This is a genomic window from Streptomyces sp. NPDC053426 (assembly GCF_055585405.1).
The window spans coordinates 445,022-466,812 of sequence record NZ_JBVJKE010000004.1; the positions used below are offsets into that span (position 1 = coordinate 445,022).

General features: G+C 73.0%; 13 protein-coding genes. 10 read left to right on the forward strand and 3 right to left on the reverse strand.

Features of this window, described 5'->3' with window-relative positions; translation table 11 throughout:
• The first annotated feature begins 11 nt into the window (after positions 1-11).
• A complete protein-coding gene (locus ACZ62B_RS11600; protein WP_344557830.1) occupies positions 12-1,136 on the forward strand; it encodes a GuaB3 family IMP dehydrogenase-related protein in 1,125 nt (374 codons plus the stop codon).
• 542 nt (positions 1,137-1,678) lie between these two features.
• On the opposite strand, the gene ACZ62B_RS11605 is transcribed toward ACZ62B_RS11600, so the two are convergent.
• Positions 1,679-2,887: a nucleotide sugar dehydrogenase gene (locus ACZ62B_RS11605; protein ID WP_344557828.1), complete on the reverse strand. Its 1,209-nt coding sequence runs from the start codon at positions 2,885-2,887 to the stop codon at positions 1,679-1,681.
• A 271-nt stretch (positions 2,888-3,158) separates the two neighbouring features.
• On the opposite strand from ACZ62B_RS11605, the gene ACZ62B_RS11610 reads away from it, so the two are divergent.
• The gene (locus ACZ62B_RS11610; RefSeq protein ID WP_344557820.1) at positions 3,159-4,865 is read left to right on the forward strand and encodes a glycerol-3-phosphate dehydrogenase/oxidase; all 1,707 of its coding nucleotides are present in this window, start codon (positions 3,159-3,161) and stop codon (positions 4,863-4,865) included.
• 113 nt (positions 4,866-4,978) lie between these two features.
• Here ACZ62B_RS11610 and ACZ62B_RS11615 read toward each other — a convergent pair whose 3' ends face one another.
• Positions 4,979-6,022 (reverse strand): serine hydrolase domain-containing protein, encoded by a 1,044-nt coding sequence (locus tag ACZ62B_RS11615; protein WP_469690004.1) that lies wholly within the window; start codon positions 6,020-6,022, stop codon positions 4,979-4,981.
• Between the two features lie 170 nt (positions 6,023-6,192).
• Here ACZ62B_RS11615 and ACZ62B_RS11620 point away from each other — a divergent pair, with 170 nt between their 5' ends.
• From ACZ62B_RS11620 to ACZ62B_RS11655, 8 genes are all read left to right on the forward strand, one after another.
• Positions 6,193-8,265 (forward strand): serine/threonine-protein kinase, encoded by a 2,073-nt coding sequence (locus tag ACZ62B_RS11620; protein ID WP_469690075.1) that lies wholly within the window; start codon positions 6,193-6,195, stop codon positions 8,263-8,265.
• 153 nt (positions 8,266-8,418) lie between these two features.
• Positions 8,419-10,971: a protein kinase domain-containing protein gene (locus ACZ62B_RS11625; RefSeq protein WP_469690006.1), complete on the forward strand. Its 2,553-nt coding sequence runs from the start codon at positions 8,419-8,421 to the stop codon at positions 10,969-10,971.
• Between the two features lie 159 nt (positions 10,972-11,130).
• Entirely contained in the window at positions 11,131-12,807 is a 1,677-nt protein-coding gene (locus tag ACZ62B_RS11630; RefSeq protein ID WP_344558065.1) for a serine/threonine-protein kinase, read from the forward strand.
• Between the two features lie 82 nt (positions 12,808-12,889).
• The gene (locus tag ACZ62B_RS11635; RefSeq protein ID WP_344557816.1) at positions 12,890-14,101 is read left to right on the forward strand and encodes a serine/threonine-protein kinase; all 1,212 of its coding nucleotides are present in this window, start codon (positions 12,890-12,892) and stop codon (positions 14,099-14,101) included.
• An 80-nt stretch (positions 14,102-14,181) separates the two neighbouring features.
• Entirely contained in the window at positions 14,182-15,876 is a 1,695-nt protein-coding gene (locus tag ACZ62B_RS11640; protein ID WP_469690009.1) for a serine/threonine-protein kinase, read from the forward strand.
• A gap of 131 nt (positions 15,877-16,007) precedes the next feature.
• Positions 16,008-17,621 carry a succinic semialdehyde dehydrogenase gene (locus ACZ62B_RS11645; protein ID WP_468722134.1) on the forward strand — a complete coding sequence of 538 codons (1,614 nt, stop codon included), beginning with the start codon at positions 16,008-16,010 and terminating at the stop codon, positions 17,619-17,621.
• Between the two features lie 99 nt (positions 17,622-17,720).
• Entirely contained in the window at positions 17,721-19,511 is a 1,791-nt protein-coding gene (locus ACZ62B_RS11650; RefSeq protein ID WP_344557811.1) for a GMC family oxidoreductase, read from the forward strand.
• 173 nt (positions 19,512-19,684) lie between these two features.
• Entirely contained in the window at positions 19,685-20,968 is a 1,284-nt protein-coding gene (locus ACZ62B_RS11655) for a serine/threonine-protein kinase (RefSeq protein WP_469690011.1), read from the forward strand.
• 340 nt (positions 20,969-21,308) lie between these two features.
• Here the strand turns inward: ACZ62B_RS11655 and ACZ62B_RS11660 are convergent, their stop codons facing one another.
• On the reverse strand, positions 21,309-21,605 hold the full coding sequence (locus tag ACZ62B_RS11660) for a chorismate mutase (RefSeq protein WP_073932689.1): 297 nt from the start codon (positions 21,603-21,605) through the stop codon (positions 21,309-21,311).
• Positions 21,606-21,791: the final 186 nt, after the last annotated feature.

The following is a 21,791-nucleotide window of genomic DNA, read 5'->3' on the forward strand; positions in this document are numbered from 1 at the left end:
AGGCCACAGACGTGACTGAGATCGAGATCGGGCGCGGCAAGCGCGGCCGCCGGGCGTACGCCTTCGACGACATCGCCGTCGTCCCCAGCCGCCGTACGCGGGACCCGAAGGAGGTCTCGATCGCCTGGCAGATCGACGCCTACCGCTTCGAGCTGCCGTTCCTGGCCGCTCCCATGGACTCGGTCGTCTCCCCGGCCACCGCGATCCGCATCGGCGAGCTCGGCGGCCTCGGCGTGCTGAACCTCGAGGGCCTGTGGACGCGCTACGAGGACCCGCAGCCGCTGCTGGACGAGATCGTCGGCCTGCCCGCCGAGACGGCCACCCGCCGCCTCCAGGAGATCTACGCCGCCCCCATCAAGGAGGAGCTGATCGGGCAGCGCATCAAGGAGGTGCGCGACTCGGGCGTGGTCACCGCCGCCGCGCTCTCCCCGCAGCGCACCGCCCAGTTCTCCAAGGCCGTCGTCGACGCGGGCGTGGACATCTTCGTCATCCGCGGTACGACGGTGTCGGCGGAGCACGTCTCCGGCGCGCACGAGCCGCTGAACCTGAAGCAGTTCATCTACGAGCTCGACGTCCCGGTGATCGTCGGCGGCTGTGCCACGTACACGGCCGCCCTGCACCTGATGCGCACCGGCGCGGCGGGCGTCCTCGTCGGCTTCGGCGGCGGCGCCGCGCACACCACGCGCAACGTGCTCGGCATCCAGGTGCCCATGGCCACCGCGGTCGCCGACGTGGCCGCCGCCCGCCGCGACTACATGGACGAGTCCGGCGGCCGGTACGTGCACGTCATCGCGGACGGCGGCGTCGGCTGGTCCGGCGACCTGCCCAAGGCGATCGCCTGCGGCGCCGACTCCGTGATGATGGGCTCCCCCCTGGCCCGCGCGACGGACGGTCCGGGCAAGGGCAACCACTGGGGCATGGAGGCCGTCAACGAGGAGCTGCCGCGCGGCCAGAAGGTCGACCTCGGCACGGTGGGCACGCTGGAGGAGATCCTCACCGGCCCGTCCCACACCCCCGACGGCTCGATGAACCTCTTCGGCGCCCTGCGCCGCGCGATGGCCACGACCGGCTACAGCGAGCTGAAGGAGTTCCAGCGCGTCGAGGTGACGGTGGCGGACTCGCAGCACCGGCGGTAGCCGTTCGACGGCATTGAGGAGGCCGGTCACCCTGACGGGGGTGACCGGCCTTTTGCGTGTCCAGGCAGGGCGCGCGTGGTGCTCAGGGGGCGCGCGGTTGTCATCGGGGCGAATCTGCGCCGGCGGGGCGGTTCCGGGTCGGTAATGTCTGTGCCCGGCGACCCAGTTCTCTGGGGCGCCCCCTTCCAAGGAGATCGTCTCCGGACCCCGGCCCTCGGGGCCCGGCCCGAATTCCAGACGGACCGCCTACCGGGCTAATGGCGGCATCGTGGAAGGGGGCGCGCCATGGGCCGTCACCGCAAGCCCACCGCCTGGGACCGGATCCGTCTGCGGATGGTGAAGTTCCGGAGGAGGTGCATCTTGTGGATTTACGGGAAGTGAGCGGCCACCCCTAAGAGAAGTAGGGGTGGACACTCCGTTCACTTCTCAGGAGCCTGCCGCAGTGCCCTCTGCGGTGGGCTCCACCCTGTTTCTACCGTACCCACGCGGCAGCCCGCCCACCACCAACCCCTGTGGCACGGACGGTGCCCGCGCGCCCCCTCTCACAACCGATGCGCCGCCCCCGTAGGTGTGGCCCCCCGCGTGTCCAGCATCAGCTGGGCCTTCACCGACAGGCCCTGGAGGTCGTACGTGCGGTGCTGCTGGAGCAGGATCGTCAGGTCGGCGTCGGCGGCGGCCTCGTAGAGGGAGTCCGCGCGGGGGACGGGGTGGTCGAGGACGTTCCAGGACGGTACGTGCGGGTCGTGGTAGCTGACGGAGGCGCCCAGCTCCATCAGCCGGGCCGCGATCTCCTGGGCCGGGGAACCCTGCTGGTCGGCGAGATCGGGCTTGTAGGTGACGCCGAGAAGCAGCACGCGCGCGCCGCGCGCGGACTTGCCGTGCTCGTTGAGGAGCGCGGCGGCGCGCTGCACGACGTAGCGCGGCATACGGCCGTTGACCTCCCCGGCCAGTTCCGCCATGCGCAGGGTGCGGCCCGCGTGGGCGGTCAGGTCCTGGGGGACGGCGTGGCCGCCGACGCCGGGGCCGGGGCGGAACGCCTGGAAGCCGAAGGGCTTGGTCTCCGCGCATCTGAGGACGTCCCACAGGTCGATGCCCAGGTCGTGGCAGAGGGCGGCCATCTCGTTGACGAGGGCGATGTTGACGTGCCGGAAGTTGGTCTCCAGGAGCTGCACGGTCTCCGCCTCGCGCAGGCCACGCGCGCGTACCACCTTGTCGGTGATGCGTCCGTAGAAGGCGGCGGCCGACTCCGTGCAGGCGGAGGTGAGGCCGCCGATGACCTTCGGGGTGTTGGCGGGGGTGTGGTCGCGGTTGCCGGGGTCGACCCGGCTCGGGGAGTAGGCGAGGTGGAAATCGTGCCCCGCGCGCAGGCCCGAACCCGATTCGAGCAGGCGCAGCAGGGGCCCCTCCGTCGTCCCGGGGGGCACCGGGGACTCGAGGATCACCGTGGTGTGCGGGCGCAGCCGCGCGGCGAGGGTGCGGGCGGCCGTCTCCACCTGGCCCAGATCCAGCCCGCCGTCCGCACCGCGCGGAGTGGGCGCGCAGATGACGGCGGTGCGCACCCGGCCGAGCTCGGCGGCGTTGGCGGTCGTGCGGAAGCCCTGCGCGAGCATGCGGCGCTGTTCGGCGGCGCTGAGGGAGCCCGGCTCGGGGCCGGTCCGGTAACCGATGGTGGAGATGCCGGCGGCGACGGCGGCCTGGGCCAGGGGCAGGCCGTACGGGCCGAGTCCGATGACGGCGAGATCTGCGGGCATGGGTGGGCCGTCCTTCCCGATAACCGGAGTGCGACAGGTGCGCAAGCCCTGTGGACTGGACAGGCGAGCGCAATGTCAGACTAGGAGTAAATATGACCGATATGCGGGATTGGTCGGCTGAGTTTCGGTGAGTCGTTCCGCAGGGTTGTCCACAGGCCGGGGTCCGTGGTGGCCGGAGTCGGGCAAGCCGGTCAGAATTTGGGCATGAGGGTGGGGGACCGGGCTTCGCCCGACGGGTGCGGCCGATGCGACCGATGAGCGGGAGGCAGCGGTGAGGACAGCGACACTGGGGCCGGCGCAGCGCGCCGAATCACTCGCGTCCATGGCCGAGCACGAGCTGGACGTGCTGGTGGTGGGCGGCGGCGTGGTCGGCGCGGGTACGGCGCTCGACGCCGCGACGCGCGGCCTGTCCACGGGCCTGGTCGAGGCGCGTGACTGGGCGTCGGGCACCTCCAGCCGGTCCAGCAAGCTGATCCACGGTGGCCTGCGCTATCTGGAGATGCTCGACTTCGTGCTCGTACGGGAGGCGTTGAAGGAGCGCGGCCTGCTGCTGGAGCGGCTCGCTCCGCATCTGGTGCGCCCGGTGCCGTTCCTGTACCCGCTGCGGCACAAGGGCTGGGAGCGGTGGTACGCCGGATCGGGCGTCGCGCTGTACGACACCATGGCGATGGCCCGGGGACACGGGCGCGGCCTGCCCGTACACCGCCACCTGAGCCGCCGTCACGCGCTGCGGGTGGCACCCTGTCTGAAGAAGGACGCGCTGGTCGGAGCCCTGCAGTACTACGACGCCCAGATGGACGACGCCCGCTTCGTGGCGACGCTGGTGCGCACGGCGGCGGCGTACGGCGCGAAAGCCGCCAACCGCGCTCGGGTCACGGGGTTCCTGCGCGAGGGCGAACGCGTCGTGGGCGCCCGGGTGCAGGACGTCGAGGGCGGCGGCGAGTACGAGATCCACGCCAAGCAGGTCGTCAACGCCACCGGGGTGTGGACCGACGACACCCAGGCGATGGTCGGCGAACGCGGACAGTTCCACGTGCGGGCCTCGAAGGGCATCCACCTGGTCGTCCCCAAGGACCGCATCCACTCCACGACCGGGCTCATCCTGCGCACCGAGAAGTCCGTGCTGTTCGTCATACCCTGGGGCCGGCACTGGATCGTGGGCACCACGGACACCGACTGGGACCTCGACAAGGCGCACCCGGCCGCGTCCAGCGCGGACATCGACTACCTGCTGGAGCACGTGAACTCGGTGCTCGCGGTGCCGCTGACGCGGGACGACGTGGAGGGCGTGTACGCCGGTCTGCGGCCGCTGCTCGCCGGTGAGTCGGACGCCACGAGCAAGTTGTCCCGCGAGCACACCGTGGCGCATCCGGTGCCCGGGCTCGTCGTGGTGGCGGGCGGCAAGTACACGACGTACCGGGTCATGGCCAAGGACGCGGTGGACGCGGCGGTGCACGGACTCGACGTGCGCGTCGCCGACTGCGTCACCGAGGACACGCCGCTGGTCGGCGCCGAGGGCTACCACGCGCTGTGGAACGCGCGGGCGCGCACGGCCGCGCGCACCGGCCTGCACACGGTACGGGTGGAGCACCTGCTGAACCGGTACGGCGCGCTGGCGGAGGAGGTCCTGGCCCTCATCGCCTCGGACCCCTCGCTGGGCGAGCCGCTCCGGGCGGCCGACGACTATCTGCGTGCCGAGATCACCTATGCCGCCTCGCACGAGGGCGCGCGGCACCTGGACGACGTGCTGACCCGGCGCACCCGCATCTCGATCGAGACGTTCGACCGGGGGACGCGCAGCGCCCGTGAGGCGGCCGAGCTGATGGCGCCGGTGCTGGGCTGGGACAAGGACCAGATCGAGCGCGAGGTACGGCACTACGAGAAGCGGGTGGAGGCCGAACGGGAGTCGCAGCGGCAGCCCGACGACCTGACGGCGGACGCGGCACGGCTGGGGGCGCCGGACATCGTGCCGTTGTAGCCGCAGGCCACGAGCCGCGAGCCGCGAATCGTGGGCCGCGAGCCGCTGGCCACCGGCCCGAATCACTCGAACGGGTGGCGGGATCCGGGATCTCCGTTCGGAACCCGGTCGTTCTAGGAGGTGCGAGGGCAGAACTCGGCCGCGAGCATCGCGGGTTCGAGACCGGGGTCCGCCATCGACTCCGTGTTCACGCGGAAGGTGAGGACACGCCGGCCGTCGACCGTGGCCGCGGTGCGCACGTAGCTGCCGGAGATGCGCCCGTTGTGTCCCCACACCGTGGTGCCGCACGGAAGCGTCACGGGAAACAGGCCCATGCCGTACGAGCCGTGTGCGGTGCGGGTGTCGAGCATCTCGCGCAGCCGGCGCGGGGGCAGCAGTTCACCGCCGAGCAGGGCCGCGTAGAAGCGGTCCAGGTCGGCGAGCGTGGTCACCAACTCGCCCGCGGCGCCGGCCACCCGCGGGTCGAGCCGGGTGACGTCGGTTCCGTCGGCCGCGTAGGAGCGGCCGTGCGGCGAGGGCAGAGAGGTCAGGGAACCCGGGAAGGAGGTGCCCGTCAGGCGCAGCGGAGCGATGATGCGGCGCTCGGCCTCGGCGGCGTACGAGCGGCCGGTGACCTGTTCGACGACCAGGCCGAGCAGGACGTAGTTGGTGTTCGAGTAGGAGAAGCGGCCGGAGTCGGCCGGGGGGTGGGTGAGTGCGATGCGTACGGCCTGAAGAGGGGTGACCGGCACGGCGCCTCGCGTGTTTGCGGAGAAGTCGTACAGGCCGCTGGTGTGGGTGAGCAGGGAACGCAGGGTCAGCGCGCGGCCGTCGTTGCCCGCCCCCCGCACCAGGCCGGGCAGATGCTCCTCCACGGTGTCGGACAGCGACAGGCGGCCTTCGTCGGCCAGTTGCAGGACGACCGTGGCGACGAACGTCTTGGTGATGCTGCCGGCGCGGAAGTGGTCGGCACGCTCGATGCCCGGGCCGGTGTCGGCGTAGCGAGTGCCGGTCTCCTCCAGGGCCAGCAGGGCCGCGGCGGGGGCGCCGCCCCGTGTGACCAGCAGCGGAAGGAGCGCGTCCGTAGGCGGGACGGCCGGGGCCGAGGAGGCGGTCGGGGCCAGGGCGAGCAGGGCCAGGGACACAGGAACGGCCAGTAGTGTCCGAAGCGGCGGCATCCCTGCTCCTCCCATGTCGGAGGCCCATCATGCAGGGCGGGGGAACGTGTCCGTCATCCGGGTGCCGTGCCGCCGGGCCCGGTGTGCGGCCAGAGGCACCCTGGGCGTCGACCACTTGTCGGGTGAGGGACAATGAAGGCTCTGTCAGGGCGGGTTGCATGAGGGGACGCATGTCGGAGGCGGAGCGGGCGGGGACATCCCGTCAGGACAAGAGCGCACGTCTCCTCGCCGGGCGGTACCGGCTGGGAGATGTGCTCGGCCGCGGCGGCATGGGCACGGTGTGGCGGGCCCAGGACGAGACTCTGGGGCGGACCGTCGCCGTCAAGGAGCTCCGCTTCCCGTCGAACATCGACGAGGACGAGAAGCGGCGGCTGATCACGCGGACCCTGCGCGAGGCCAAGGCGATCGCGCGGATCCGCAACAACAGCGCCGTGACGGTCTTCGACGTGGTCGAGGAGGACGACCGGCCCTGGATCGTGATGGAACTCGTCGAGGGCAAGTCGCTCGCCGAGGCCATCCGGGAGGACGGCCTGCTGGAGCCGCGGCGCGCGGCGGAGGTCGGCCTGGCCATCCTGGACGTCCTGCGCTCCGCGCACCGCGAGGGCATCCTGCACCGTGACGTGAAGCCGTCGAACGTGCTGATCGCCGAGGACGGCCGGGTCGTGCTCACGGACTTCGGCATCGCCCAGGTCGAGGGCGATCCGTCCATCACCTCGACCGGCATGCTGGTCGGCGCCCCCTCCTACATCTCCCCGGAGCGGGCCCGCGGGCACAAGCCGGGGCCGGCGGCCGACCTGTGGTCGCTCGGCGGGCTGCTGTACGCGGCGGTGGAGGGCACTCCGCCGTACGACAAGGGGTCCGCGATCGCGACGCTCACGGCGGTGATGACCGAGCCGCTCGACGAGCCGAAGAACGCGGGACCGCTCAGGGACGTCATCTACGGGCTGCTCAACAAGGACCCCGCCCAGCGGCTCGACGACCGTGGCGCCCGGGCCATGCTGAACGCGGTCCTCGACGCGCCCGCGCCCAAGGAGGCCGGGGAGCCGGCGGACGCGACGAAGGTCGTGCCGCTGCCCGAGCAGCCGGACGCCGGGGGCAGGCGCGGCGAGGAGGCCGGGGAGAAGCTGCGGGGCGCGCTGCGTTCCGTGCGGAAGGCGGCGGTGGCGGCCGGCTCGGCCGGTGCCGCCGCGGCGGCCCGCGCCAAGTCCGGCGGTGGCGGCACCGCTTCGGCCGCCGAACCGGCCGCGGGGACCAGGAGCACGTCGGCGGGCGCCTCCGGGACGAGGCCCGGCGCGGCATCGCCCTCCGCCCCGGCCGCGAAGCCCGCCGTGAAGCCGGCCCAGGCGTCCGGCCCGGGTGCGCGGGGGACCGCGCGGCAGAAGCCGGCCGCCGGTGGCCGCAGTTCGGGCTGGCCGGTGATGACGCCGCCGGACCTGCCGGCCAGGGCCGTGCCGCGGGCGCCGCTCACCGATGTGGTGCCGCGCCGGACGCTGATCATCATCGCGGTGGTCGTGGTGCTCGCCGTGCTCGGCACCGTGCTGGCCCTCACGCTCGGCGGCGACGACGAGGGCGACAAGGGGGCCAAGGGCAGCGGCGGCGGGACCGTCGTCAGCGGGACCCCGAGCGCCGACACCAAGGGTGACGAAGGCGACGGCACCCGCACCGACGGCACGGCGACCGGGCCGACGGGCACGGGAGCGGGTTCGGCGACCGCCACAGCCGGCGCCGGCACCGGCGGATCGGCCGGGGACGAGGACGAGACCGGGGACGAGGCGGGGGAAGAGGAAGAGGAAGAGGACGGCGGCGGTACGTCGGCGGCGGAGACGTACAAGGGGAACCAGGGGTACTCGATCGGGCTGCCCGAGGGATGGAAGTTCCAGTCGACGGGGGCCGCCGGGGACCGGTTCACCGGACCGAACGGGCAGAAGCTGCTCATCGGATGGACGACCACGCCGAAGGACGACCCGGTCGCGGACTGGAAGAACCAGGAACGCGGCATGGTGCGTTCCCAGTACCAGCGGATCCGTATAGAGGCGGTGGACTACCGGGGCTGGAACACGGCCGACTGGGAGTTCACCTATGTGGAGGGCGGGACCAAGTACCGGTCCATCGACCGGGGGACCGTCGTCGGCGACCGGCTCGGGTACGGGCTGATGTACACGGCCAAGGCCGCCGACTGGGGCAGCGACCAGCGCAAGGACACCTGGCGGACGCTGACGGAGACGTTCCGGCCGAAGTCCTGAGCATGACCGGCCCACGGAATGGGGAGGCAGATGTGGCATCCCCTCTCTGCGGGTTGCCTCCGGCACGTATCGTGAATGCTTGCGGACCGTACGCAGCCGGAACGGCCCGCCGGGCGAGCGGAACCGATCGACCGTAGTGCCGGGGGAGGCAACGTGGACGACTATGCGGGACGGGTTCTCGCCGACCGCTACCGCCTGCCGCTGCCGCCCTCCGACGAGTACGAACTGACCGAGACCCGCGCCTTCGACACCTACAGCGGGCAGGAAGTCCTGGTCAGGCAGGTCCCGTTGCCGGAGGTCGTCGAGGCCGAGGTGCTGGACGCGGAGGGGCTGCCCGACGGTTTCACCGCCCGTGACGGGGGTGCGCGGCGTGGCGGACCCGGGCCCGCGTCCGCGCGCGGGGGCACGCGACGGCCCGCCGACCCGGTCGTGCGGCGCGCGGTCGAGGCCGCGCAGGCGGCGGCCGCCATCCCCGACCACCCGCGCCTGGACCAGGTCTTCGACGTGTTCGCGGAGGGCGGTTCGCTGTGGATCGTCAGCGAACTCGTGTCCGCGCGTCCGCTCGCCGCCCTGCTCGCCGAGAAGCCGCTGTCCCCGTACCGGGCGGCGGAGGTCGCCTCCGACGTCCTGACCGCGCTGCGGGTGCTGCACTCCCACGGCTGGGTGCACCGCAACATCACCGCGCGCACGGTGCTCGTCTGCGACGACGGCCGGGTGATGCTCACCGGTCTCGCGGTCGGTGCGGCGGAGGAGGCCCTGTGCGGGTACGACCCGGTGCCCGCTCCGGACGAGGAGCCGGGGCGGACGGCGGGGGCGGTCGAGGCCCTGGGGCCGACGGCGTCCGCGGGCACGCCGGACGCCGGGCGCGGCCCGTCCTGGCCGCCCGGGTTCACCCGCGAGCCCGACGCCGACCCCGATGCCGCGCGCCGGGCCGCCATCGAGGCCCGGGCCGGCCGGATGCCCGGCGGTGGGGCGGACACGGCGGGCGGTCTCTCGCCCGTGGCGGCCCCCAAGGCCCTCGACAGCGCGGGCGACGTGCGGGCGGCCCGCGCGGGGGCGATCGCCGCGTACCGGGCGGGCGCCCGTGCCGCCGCCCGGGTGCAGGAGGCCCAGCAGAGCGGCCGTGCCGCCCTGCCCGGCGCCCGGCCCGCCCCCGAGGACGGCGGCGGCCCGGCCTCCGCCCCGCAGCGCGGCAGCGGCTCCGCGCAGCCGCCGTACGTCTCCCGGCCGGGGGACGAGGACGCGGGCACGACGGCCGCCGCGACCCCGCCGGGGCAGATAGCCGACCCCTACGGCGTGGGCCCCGCCGGCCGGTACGGGACCGCGCCCCGTACGGGCAGCGGACGCACCGCCCCGGGAGCACCCGAAACCCCCACGGCCCCCGCGGCCCTCGAACCGGCGGCCGCCCCCGCCCCGCCCGCCCGCTGGGACGACCTGGTGGCCCACGCCCCCGCGCGCCGCGGCCCGACCACCGCGCTGGCCGCCGAGCGGGCGCGGCAGGCGCGCATGGCCGTCGTCGGACCCGTGACCGAGCGGTGGGCGCCGGAGCAGGCCGGACCCGTGCACGAGAACTGGCAGCTCGCCGCCCCGATCGGCCCCGCCACCGACCTCTGGGCGCTGGGCTCCCTGCTGTTCCGGGCCGTGCAGGGACACGCGCCCTACCCGGAGGAGTCGACGGCCGAGCTGGTGCAGATGGTGTGCGCCGAGCCGCCCGCGTTCGCCGAGGAGTGCGGGCCGCTGCGGCCGGTCGTGGAGTCGCTGCTGCGTCAGGACCCCACCGAGCGCCTCGACTTCGAGGAGCTGCGCGGCTGGCTGCGTTCGCTGGTGCGCTCCGCGCCCGAGCCCGAGGCGGGTGTGCACGTCATAGCGGCACCGCCCGCCGACGCGAGCAAGCTGCCCGTCATACGGCGCCGGGGCGAACTGGTGCGCAGACGCCGCGCCGGGCTCCCCGCGCACCACGGGCGGCACAAGCGGGCCAAACGGGACGCCGGTTCCCCGCGCCGGCTCGGCCGCACCCTGCTCCTGCTGGTGCTGCTCGCCATGGCGGCGGCGATCGCGTACGCCGTGCTGTTCATGCCGAAGTCCGGTGAGGACGACTCGGGTTCGGCCGACCGCACCGGAGCCGCCGGTGAGGTGAGCCCCGCGCCGAGCCCGCCGGACGCCGAGCGGCAATCGCCGAAGCCCGAGGACGGTCCCGAGAACAGCCCCGAGGAGTCGGCCGCCTCCACCGAGACGCAGACCACCGGCCCCGAGGTCGCCGACGGCTTCACCCTGGCCAAGGACCCGGAGGGTTTCCGGGTCGCCGTCGCCGAGGGCTGGCAGCGCACCGCGAAGAACGGCAGCGGCCAGGTCGTCTACTCCGAGGGAGACTTCGAGCTCATCGTCGTACCGGGCCGGGACAGCGCGGAGACGTACGGCAGCGACCCCATGGCCTACCAGCGGGACGACGAGCGGGAACTCCAGCCCTACCGCGACTCGAGCTGGGCCACCTCCACCGGTCTGAAGACCATCGAGGTGGGCGGACGGATCATGGCCGAGGGCCAGTTCACCTGGACCGGCGACGGCGGCGAGCTGTACGTCCGCAATCTCGCGGCGCTGATCGACGGCCGCTACCACGTGGTGCAGGTACGCGGACCGGAGGCCGAACGGGACGAGGTGACCCGGCTCTACGAGCAGGCGGCGGCGACCTACCGGTTCACCGGCTGAACCACCGACTCCACGCGGTCACAGGGGTTTTGGTTGCCTGACGTCCCATAAGGCGACAACTGTCACAGTGCGGTCTCCATGGCACCCCCTCGGTTCCCAGGACGCGCCGGGGTACTTACGCTGACCCTGTCAAGACCATTGCGGGGCAACGTGAATCAGATGCAGGGCTCGCTCGTCGCGGGCCGCTACCGGCTCGGTGAGTCCATCGGAAGCGGTGGCATGGGCCGGGTGTGGCGCGCCCATGACGAGGTGCTGCACCGGGTCGTCGCCATCAAGGAACTGACCGCGGCGCTCTACGTCTCCGACAGCGAACAGGCCATGCTGCTGGCACGCACCCGCGCGGAGGCACGGGCCGCCGCGCGGATCAACCACTCCGCCGTCGTCACGGTGCACGACGTGCTGGAGCACGACGGCCGGCCGTGGATCGTGATGGAGTTGATCGAGGGCCATTCGCTGGCCGACGCGGTGAAGGAACGGGAACGCGTCGACCCCCGCGAGGCCGCGCGCATCGGCCTGTGGGTGCTGCGCGCCCTGCGCGCCGCGCACGCGGCCGGCGTACTGCACCGCGACGTCAAGCCCGGCAACGTCCTCCTCGGCGACGACGGCCGGGTCCTGCTCACCGACTTCGGCATCGCGCAGATCGACGGCGACACGGCCATCACCCGCACCGGCGAGGTCGTCGGCTCGGTCGACTACCTCGCGCCCGAGCGGGTCCGCGGCCACGACCCCGGCCCCTCCTCCGACCTGTGGGCGCTCGGTGCGACGCTGTACACGGCGGTGGAGGGCAGATCGCCGTTCCGCCGCACGTCACCGCTGACCACCATGCAGGCGGTCGTCGAGGAGGAGGCCGACGAGCCGGAACACGCCGGCCCCCTCGGGCCCGTCATCAGCGCACTTCTGCGCAAGGATCCGGCCACCCGGCCCGACGCGGACCGGGCCGAGCAACTGCTCGCCGAGGCCGCCGAGGGACGCCGGCCGCAGGCGGCGCAGGAGTACGTGCCGACCCAGGCGGTCGGCGCCCGTGCCCCCCTGCCGTACGAGACCGGGCCCGAGGCGGTCCCGCAGTACCCGCAGGCCGGTCCCACGACGGCTCAGCGGCCGTATCCGCAGGCCGGTCCCGCGATCGCTCGGCAACCGTACCCGCAGGGCGCCCCCACGACGGCTCAGCAGCCGTACATGCCGCCCGCCGCGCCCCGCAGGCGGGTGCGCGGGCGGGTGATCGCCCTGGTCGTCGTCCTGGCGGCGATCATCGGCGGGGGCACCGCGGTGATGCTCCAGCAGGAGGACCGGGGCGGCACCACGGCCGGCCCCTCCCCGGCCCCGACGCCCAGCCCCACGAAGACGGGGGAGACCAAGTCACCGGGAAACCTCCCGGAGGGCTGGGTCCGCCGCACCGACCCCTGGGGCTTCAGCATCGTCCTGCCCGGCGACGACTGGGAACGCGTGCTCTTCGACGAGGAGACCCGGCAGGTCGACTACACGCCCGACGGCGGCAAGCACTTCATCCGCATCGCCATCGACGACTCGCCCGACTTCGACGACCCGTACGAGCACCTGAAGGACCTGGACCGGCAGATAGGGCAGCGCCTGGTCGGCTACCAGCGGATCGGTCTGGACCGCCGTGTCTACCGGGACCGCCAGAGCGCCCGGCTGGAGTACACCTGGACCGCGCTGGCCAAGGACACCGACTTCCCGGGTCCGCGCCGGGCGGTCGACCAGATGTACCTCTCGCGGGACGGCGTCGAGTACGCGATCTACATGTCCGGGCCGGCCGGGGACTGGGCCACGACCAGCGCGCAGTTCGAGACGGTGCTGAAGGGCTGGCGCGAGCCCTGACCCCCGGGGCGGGCCCGGAGGCGCGCCGCTTGGCCGAATCGCCGTACCGGAGGGCGCACATCCGGTGGGGCATGATGGGCCCATGGGGACCGACGGGGACGCCGAGAACGCGACCGCCAGGACCAACGGACGTGTCATCGCGGGCCGTTACCGTTTGGAGGCGAGGCTCGGACGCGGTGGCATGGGCGTGGTCTGGCGGGCCACCGACCAACTGCTCGGACGGGGTGTCGCCGTCAAGGAGCTTCCCCTCGACGAGACGCTCTCCGCGGCGGACGCCCGGCGGCAGCGGGACCGCACCCTGCGCGAGGCGCGTGCCCTGGCCCAGTTGAGCCACCCGCACATCATCGTCGTCCACGACGTCGTCGAGGACGACGAACGCCCGTACATCGTCCTGGAGCTGATCGACGGGCCGTCCCTCGCCGACCGGGTCGCCGAGCGGGGCCCGGTCGACGCCGCGGAGGCCGCGCGGATCGGCGTCGACCTGCTCGGGGCGTTACGGGCCGCGCACACGGCGGGCGTACTGCACCGCGACCTCAAGCCCGCCAACGTCCTGCTGGAGAACGGCACCGACCGGGTCGTCCTCACCGACTTCGGCATCGCCCGGGTGTCGGGCGCCACCACGCTCACCGAGACCGGCTCCTTCGTCGGCTCGCCCGAGTACACCGCCCCCGAGCGGATGTCCGGCGCCAGGACGGGACCGGAGTCCGACCTGTGGTCGCTGGGCGCGCTGCTGTGCACGGCGCTCAGCGGCGAGTCGCCGTTCCGGCGGGACTCCCTCGGCGGGGTCCTGCACGCGGTCGTGGTCGACGAGATCCGGCCGCCCATCGAGGCAGAACCGATTCTTCCCGTGGTGCGCGGCCTGCTGGAGCGCGACCCCGACCGCCGGCTGGACGCGGACCGGGCCGAACGGATGCTGCGGGCGTTCCGGGAGACGGGCCGTACGCCCGAGGCGGCGCCCCCCGGACTGCTGCCCCCGCACCGGGACGCCCCCCGCCGACGACCCCCGGTGCGGCGGGAGGAGGCGGGAGGGGGGCCCGAGACGCGTCCGGTCCGGCGACAGCCCACGAGGGGCGTGCTCGTCGCGGCCCTGGCCGTCGCCGCCATGGCGGGAGCGGGGGTGTCCGCGGCGGCACTGCTCCTGCAGGACCGGGGCGGCGACGGGGGCGGTGCGCCGACGAGTACGGCGCCCGAGACACCCGCGAGCGAATCACCCACCGGGACCCCGACGCCCTCGCCCACTCCCACGGCGACCGACTCCTCGATCCGGCCGCATAACCCCGTAAACGGGAGATAAGTCCCCGCGAGAGTCACGGGTCTGTGACCGGTCGGCATCCGCAGTGGATACGGGAGGGCTTGGCGCGATATGGATGAACCATGAGCAACAACGGGGGAGCCCGCCACGGGGCCGACGAGCCAACCAGTTTCGGTCTGCGACCGCCGAACCCGAACCAGCCCGTGGCCGTGCCGCACCCCGGCAACCCGTACGCGGCACCGACCGAGGTGGTTCCGGCGCAGCCGCAGCCGCAGCCGCAGACACAGGTGCAGTCACAGCCGCAGGCACAGGCGCAGAACGACCCCGGTGCCGGGCGGCTGATCGCCGGCCGTTACCGGCTGCTCGCCAAGCTCGGGCACGGCGGCATGGGCACGGTGTGGCGGGCCAAGGACGAGACCGTGGACCGCGAGGTCGCCGTCAAGGAGCCCCGCTTCCCGGACCACCTTCCCGAACGCGAACGCGCCAACGCCTCCGAGCGGATGCGCCGCGAGGCCCGCGCCGCCGCCCGGCTCGACCATCCCGCGGTGGTCAACGTCCATGACGTCGCGGTGGTCGACGGCCGGCCGTGGATCGTGATGGAACTGGTCCAGGGCCGTTCGCTGGGCGCCGTGCTGCAGGAGGAGGGCACCCTCTCGGCGCGCGAGGCGGCCAGGGTCGGCCTGGAGGTGCTCGGCGCGCTGGAGGCCGCCCACGGGGCGGGGATCCTGCACCGGGACGTCAAACCGGACAACGTGCTGCTCGGCCGGCACGGCCGGGTCGTCCTCACCGACTTCGGCATCGCCCAGATCGAGGGCGAGACCAATCTGACCGACACCGGCGGCTTCGTCGGTTCGCCGGAGTACATCGCCCCGGAACGGGTGCTGGGCCAGCGTCCCGGCCCCGCCTCCGACCTGTGGTCGCTCGGCGTGGTGCTGTACGCGGCGACGGAGGGCGTCTCGCCGTTCCGCCGCAGCAACACCCCCGCCACCCTCCAGTCGGTCCTCAACGCCATCCCGGCACCGCCCGCCTCCGCGCAGGGGCCGCTGGCCGAGGTCATCACCGGCCTGCTGCAGAAGGATCCGGCGCGCCGTCCGGACGCCGCCCGGGTCCGCGCCGCACTGGAGACGGCCGCGAACCCGCCCGCCCCGCAGCCCACGCAGGTCGCCCGGTTCCCGGAGGAGGGCTCCGGCGGCAAGGGCGTCCGGATCGGCCGCAAGACGCTGGCGGGGCTGGGCGCGGCGGTCGTCGCGGGAGCGGTGGCCGCGTACCTGGTGATCGCCGACCCGTTCGCGGGGCCGCTGCCGGACGGCTGGAAGAAGCACGATCTCGGGAGCAAGGTCGGCGTCGGCCTCGCGGTGCCCGAGGGCTTCGTGCAGGACGAGCAGGCCGAGGACTCGGACGGGACCGTCGCCTCCTTCACCGACCCGAGCGGACTGGTGCGGGTCGAGATCGACCGCGACATCAAGGCCGAGGACAAGAACGGCGAGATCGAGGCCTCGGCCTCGGAACGGGCGTTCGCGCACTGGGAGGAACTGAGGGACGGCGAGTACGGCTGGGGCATCGCCGACACGCCGGCCCCCAAGGGCAGGCCGCGCGAGACCACGTACAAGGACCGCGAGGCGGCCACGAACACCATCGTCTACACGACGACCACCACTCCGGCGCTGGTGCGCGAGGCGCAGGTCATGTACTACCGGAACAAGGCCGGCGACATGTACCGGCTCTGGATCGTGTACCCGGGCAAGGGCTACTTCGCCGAGGACGGCCGGGAGATCGCCCGTACGGTCATCGACTCGTGGGACATTCACCGGCTCTGAACGGACCGATGTCCGTCAACGCCCTGATCAGGGGCTTCGTTGCCAGCGCTCACTGGCGTGATGTGTGAGTGCTGGGCGAATCTGTTACCGACGGGTACACAAAGTGTTCCCCCGGGCATACCCTGCGGCTCATGACGGACGCGCAGACCCGGGAAACGACCGGCACCAACCCCCTCGCCCCCGCGCCGGCGGGGGCCCGCACCGCCGCCGACGTGGTCACGCCCGAGCTGGTCGCCCAGCTCACCAAGGGCGTGGCCGGCTCCGGCCGGACCGCCAACCACACGCCGTTCACCGGCGAGAAGCTGGCCGACCTGCCCGAGTCCACGCCCGAGGACGTCGAGAAGGCCTTCGCGACGGCCCGCGCCGCCCAGGCCGTCTGGGCGAGGATCCCGGTACGGGAGCGCGCCGCCGTCCTGCTGCGCTTCCACGACCTGGTGCTGAGCCGCCAGGCCGAGGTGCTCGACCTGATCCAGCTGGAGACCGGCAAGGCCCGGCTGCACGCCCACGAGGAGGTGCAGGCCGTCGCCGTCGCCGCCCGCCACTACGGCCGCCGGGCCGCCGCCTACCTGCGCCCCAAGCGGCACGCGGGCGCCGTGCCGACCCTCACCAAGGTCACCGAACTGCGCCACCCGCGCGGTGTCGTCGGCCAGATCGCGCCCTGGAACTACCCCCTCGAACTCTCCGTCGGCGACGCGCTCCCGGCGTTCGTCGCGGGCAACGCGGTCGTCATGAAGCCCGACACGGAGACCTGCCTCACCGCACTGTGGGCCCGTGACCTGCTGATCGAGGCCGGACTGCCCGCCGACGTCTTCCAGGTCGTCCTCGGCGAGGGCCCGGTCGTCGGCCCCGAGGTCGTCCGCCACGCCGACTACGTCTCCTTCACCGGCTCCACCCGCACCGGCCGCGAGGTCGCCCAGGGCGCCGCCGCCCGCCTGGTCGGCGTCTCCCTCGAACTCGGCGGCAAGAACGCCATGCTGGTGCTGGAGGACGCCGACCTCGACAAGGCCGCCGCGGGCGCCGTCCGCGCGTGCTTCTCCTCCGCCGGCCAGCTGTGCATCTCCATCGAGCGGCTGTACGTCCACGAGTCGGTCGCGGACGCCTTCCTGGAGCGCTTCGTCGCCCGCACCAAGGCGCTGCGCCTCGGCACCTCCCTCGCCTACGGCGCCGACATGGGCTCCCTGGTCGGGCAGCGCCAGCTCGACGCCGTCACCCGGCACGTCGACGACGCCGTCGCCAAGGGCGCCGAGGTGCTCGCGGGCGGCACGGCCCGCCCGGACATCGGCCCCTACTTCTACGAGCCGACCGTCCTCGACGGAGTCGAGGCCCCGATGAGCGTCTGCTCCGAGGAGACCTTCGGCCCGGTCGTCTCGGTCTACCGCTTCTCCTCCGACGACGAGGCGGTCGAACGCGCCAACGCCACCCCGTACGGCCTGAACTCCTCCGTCTGGACGAAGGACACCCGGCGCGGCCGCGAGGTCGCCGCACGCCTGCGCACCGGCACGGTGAACATCAACGAGGGCTACGCCCCCGCGTACGGCAGCGTCCAGTCGCCGATGGGCGGCATGAAGGACTCCGGCCTCGGCCGCCGCCACGGCTCCGAGGGCATCCTCAAGTACACCGAGGCCCAGACGGTCGCCCACCAGCGCCTCCTCCCGATGGCCCCGTCACTGGGCATGGACGACGAGAGCTACGCGGCCTTCATGAGCCGCAGTCTCCGCCTGATGAAGGCATTCCGGTTCAGGTAGCCGACCTCAGGGGCGCGGGGCTGCATCGATATGCGGCTCCGCCGCGCGAGCGCGACCAGCCACACACGACCCGCACGCGAACTCAAAGGGGAGCCCTCCGTGCCTATAGACGCTTACGACTACGACGTCCTCGTCATCGGTTCCGGCTTCGGCGGCTCCGTCTCGGCCCTCCGCCTGACGGAGAAGGGATACACCGTCGGCGTCCTGGAAGCCGGCCGCCGCTTCACGCGGCAAACCCTGCCGAAAAACTCCTGGGACCTGAAGAACTACCTCTGGGCGCCGAGACTCGGCATGTACGGCATCCAGCGCATCCACCTGCTCGGCAACGTCATGGTGCTGGCCGGCGCGGGCGTCGGCGGCGGCTCGCTCAACTACGCCAACACCCTCTACGTACCGCCGAAGCCGTTCTTCGACGACCCGCAGTGGGGACACATCACCGACTGGCGGGAGGAGCTGGGCCCGTACTACGACCAGGCGAAACGCATGCTCGGCGTACGGCTCAACCCGACGATGACCCCGTCGGACGTGCATCTGAAGGCGGCGGCCGAGCGGATGGGGGTGGGCGACACCTTCCACATGGCCCCGGTCGGCGTCTTCTTCGGCGACGGCGAGGACGCCGACGGGAAGGCGAGGGCGAAGCCGGGGCAGGAGGTGCCCGACCCGTACTTCGGCGGGGCGGGGCCCTCGCGCCGGGCCTGTGCCGAGTGCGGCGAGTGCATGACCGGCTGCCGGCACGGCGCGAAGAACACCCTCAACGAGAACTACCTCCACCTCGCCGAGAAGGCGGGCGCGGTCGTGCACCCCATGACGACGGCCGTGTCGGTGACGGAGGACTCCCGCGGCGGATACGCGGTCGCCACGCTCCCGACCGACAACCGCCGCAAGGGCGAGGGCCGTACCTTCCGTGCCCGCCGGGTCGTCCTGGCCGCCGGCACCTACGGCACCCAGACGCTGCTGCACCGCATGAAGGCGGGCGGGCAGCTGCCGCACCTCTCGGAGAGGCTGGGCGAGCTGACCCGCACCAACTCCGAGGCACTCGTCGGCGCGCAGACCGACGACCGCCGCTACCGCAGGGCCACCGGCGCGCCGAAGGCCGACTTCACCCGCGGTGTGGCCATCACGTCGTCGATCCACCCCGACGAGAACACCCACATCGAGCCGGTCCGCTACGGCCGCGGCTCCAACTCGATGGGCGGGCTGTCCATCCTCCAGGTGCCGTACGCGGGCGGCGGCTCGGGTGCGGCCCGGGTGCTCGGCTGGCTGGGCAGCGCGGCGAAGCACCCCTGGCTGCTGCTGCGTTCCCTGTCCAACCGGCGCTGGTCGGAGCGGACCATCATCGGGCTGGTGATGCAGTCGCTGGACAACTCCCTGACGACGTACCTCAAGCCGTCCGGGGCCGGCCGCGGGCTGCTCACCGCCCGGCAGGGCCACGGCGCCCCCAACCCCAAGCAGATCAAGGCGGCCACGGACGGCGCGTCGGCGCTGGCGGCCGAGATCAACGGCTTCGCCGGTTCCAACGTCGGCGAGCTGACGGGGATGCCGCTGACCGCCCACTTCCTGGGCGGCTGCCCGATCGGCGCGTCCCGCGAGACCGGGGTGATAGACCCGTACCACCGCCTCTACGGCCACCCCGGCATCTCGGTCGTGGACGGGGCGGCGGTCTCGGCGAACCTGGGCGTCAACCCCTCCCTGACCATCACGGCACAGGCCGAGCGGGCGATGTCGTACTGGCCCAACAAGGGCGAGGCCGATCCGCGCCCCGCGCAGGGGGAGGCCTACCGGCGTCTGGAGCCGGTCGAGCCGAAGTCCCCGGCGGTCCCGGCACAGGCGTTCGGCGCGCTGCGGCTGCCGTTCCTGGGGATGCCGGCGGTACCGCCGAAGCGGAACTGAGACGGCCGGGGAAAGACGGACAAGGGAGAAGGACCTGTGCCCCCCTCCGAGCTCAGGTCCTTCTCCCTTGTCCGTGCGGTCCGTGAGGATCTAGTGAGTGTGATCAACAGGGCACGCGGATGGTTGTCCTGCCGCTCAGGGAATTCTCGTGTGACTTGGATCACATGTGAGGGGTGATCATCGCTGGCGTACGCTCGGCCGCCTACGACCGCCATCGAGAGAAAGTCCGCGACCCCGTGGCCGAGCAGCCGTCCGAAGAGAACAGACCGGAGTCCTCGTCCCTCCCCGATGACGTCTGGGAGAAGTTCGTCCAGGACAGTGAGCGCGACATCCGTGCCTCCGCCCCCAAGGAGCCGTCGGCGCGGGCGCGCATGGTGACCGAGCGGCTGCGGGCCATGGACGAGGCGCAGGCGAGGGCGGCCGGCGGCGGCAAGCGCCGTACGGGCAGGAAGCGGAAGGCGGCGCAGCCCGCCCGGCCCGAGGGATGGCGTGCGAGCCCGCCCCTGCCGGTCCTGGAGCGTCGCTCGTCCCGGCGGCGCCGGGTCTGGAGCGCGGTCGGGGTGGTGGTCGCCGTGGCGCTGGCCGTGGTCGCCGTCAATCCGTCGGCCGCGCTGTCCTGGCTGCCCGGTGGCCTCGGCGAGGACGGGGCGGGGGCGGCCGACGCCACTTTGCTCTCCCCCGAGACGGGCCGCCCCAGTACCGCGCCTCCCGACGCCCCCGCAGGCACCCCCACGCGCGAGGAGCCGTTCGCCGGGTCCCCGGCCGCCCGGTGGGAGGCGGGAGCGGACGCCATCCGGCTGCCCGAGGCGAAGGCCGTCAACGGGGTCCCCGCCGACCGGATCCGGGCCGCTCTGAAGGGGGCGAAGGACTTCCTGGTCGCCGCCAACCTCGATCCCGGTGTGCTGAAGGGCGAACACCCGAAGAAGGCGCTGGACCTCGTGGACCCGGCGGAGAAGGAGTACCTCGCCGATCTGCGCGACGCCCTGCGCGATCCCACGGTGAAGAACGACCCGGTGTGGACGTTCACCCGGTTCGACCCCGCGGAGGTCGAACCGGCGGGTGACGTGCGGGTGCGCGGCCGTATGACGGTCGAAGCCGTGAAGGGAACCGCCGGGAGGGCAGTGATCAAGGCCGACTACACCTTCGTGTACCCGATGGCCCGGGTCGGCGGCGGCGACGAGGTGAGCAGGTCCATCGTCCGCCGGTCGGTCGAGGTGGAGGCCGTGGACCCCGCCAGGTTCCGGGCCGACGAGGGACACATCTGGATCACCGACGTCAACGGCGAGATATCCAACGACGACTGCCGGGACGGCGACGGGTTCATCCGACCGCAGTTCCTCGCCGACCGGCAGGGGCGTCCCGAGCCGTCCGGACCGGCCCGCGACCCGTACGACCGCAGCAAGGACCTGAAGCCGGCCGACGGCGACGCGGGCTGCGGCGTCGTGTCCCGCACCTGAGACGTACGGCGGGTCTCCGCGTGATCTCCGCCGGCCGGTCCCGGGTGTCCCCGGGACCGGCCGTTCTCTGGGGTGACCGGGCTGCTGTCCCCTGCCGTCCGGTCACTTCTCCGGAGCGAGGTCCCACGACGTACGGCACGATCCGCACGTCTCATCGCTCCGGCGAGCCACGTGTGGTTCCGCTCGGGCCCGCCCCTGGCCGACGCGGACACCGGTACCAACGAAGCGGCCGCGGTGCCGGTCACGCGCCGTACGGGTGAGGAGTGTGCGTACGGGTGAAGGGTGTGCGTACGTCTGTACCGCCGTACCGCGCGTGTACCGCCGTACCGCGCACGCGGATTCAGATCCTGCCGCGGCACAGCTCCAGCAGGGTCATCGCGAGCGTGGTGCCCGGCTTGCCCAGGGCGTCCCGGTAGTGGGCGAGGACCTCCATCTCGCGGGACAGGTTCACCCGCCGCCCGCCGGAGGCGATCCGCTCCTTCTGGATGACGGCCGACACGGCCATCCGTTCCTGCATCAGGCCGATGATCCGGTCGTCGAGCGCGTCGATCCGCTCGCGGGCGCCGGTGATCAGCTCGGCGGCCTCGGTGGTGCGGGCGCCGGTCTTCTCGGTCGACTCCGTGGTGGTGGCGGTCATGCCGGGGCTCCTCGTGGGTGGGTGCGGTGCCCCGGAGCGACAAGGTCCGGAAGAAAACGCCAGGCGCCCCGGACCTTGTCGGCCCGGGGCGCCTGGGAAGTCGCTTGTCAGTTGCTCAAGCAGCACGACCATGGCAGCCGGCGGGCCGGTCGCCATAGGTAAAGAGGAAGGTCGGGTGCGTGAGCA